Below are 799 nucleotides of genomic sequence, written 5' to 3'. Positions count from 1 at the left end.
CGATGGTCGCAAAGACCAACAACGCCGAGGCTTTATTGGGGTGCTCAATGACGGTGTTATAGGTGATCTCGGCAATAAAGCATAGGTGCCTTCTGAACCAATCATCAAGTGTTCAATGACTTCAATCGGATCTTGGTAATCCACCAGGGCATTAAGAGCGTAACCTGTGGTGTTTTTAAGACGATACTTGTGCTTAATTTTATCTGATAGTTCTTTATTATCAGCCACTTGTTGGCAAAGCGCTTCGATGCCGGAAATGAGCGAAGCGTGGCTTTGCTTAAAGGCGGTCGATGCTGGCTTCATCTGCGGTGTTCAGTATGGTGCCGTCACTAAAAACGATCTTCATACTATCTACGGTGCGGTAGGAATTTTGTGCGGTGCCGCAGCACATGCCACTGGCATTATTGGCGGCTATGCCGCCGATTTTGCAGGTATATCGAAGCGGGATCGGGCCAATTTGCGCTGAAAAGGGGCCAAATATCGGTTGGCATCCGCGACCGATCACGCCAGGTTGAAGAATGATCTTATTGCCATCGTCGACAATTTCATGGCCTCGCCAATCGTCGGTTACGGGTGATGAGCACAGAGTCAGAGACCGCTTGCCCAGACAAGCTGGTGCCCGCTGCGCGAAACGTGCAGGGAACATGGAGCTCTCGGCAACTTTGAATGGCAAAAATGACTTCTTGCAAATCCTTGAGTCGTAAGACGATCTTTGGCACTAAACGATAAAACTGGCGTCGGTACCGTAGGCTAAGCGTTTGGCTGTTCTTGGGTAATGATGCGCGCTTGCTCAATGCGG

1 pseudogene is annotated in these 799 nt (G+C 49.8%); it reads right to left on the bottom strand.

What is annotated here, in order from left to right:
• A pseudogene (locus CIK04_RS25765) lies at nt 1-799 on the bottom strand (FAD-binding oxidoreductase); the annotation flags it as partial.

Source organism: Vibrio sp. 03_296, assembly GCF_002265885.1.
Note: the sequence above shows the minus strand (reverse complement) of the source record. Positions and strands in the feature narration are given on the sequence as shown.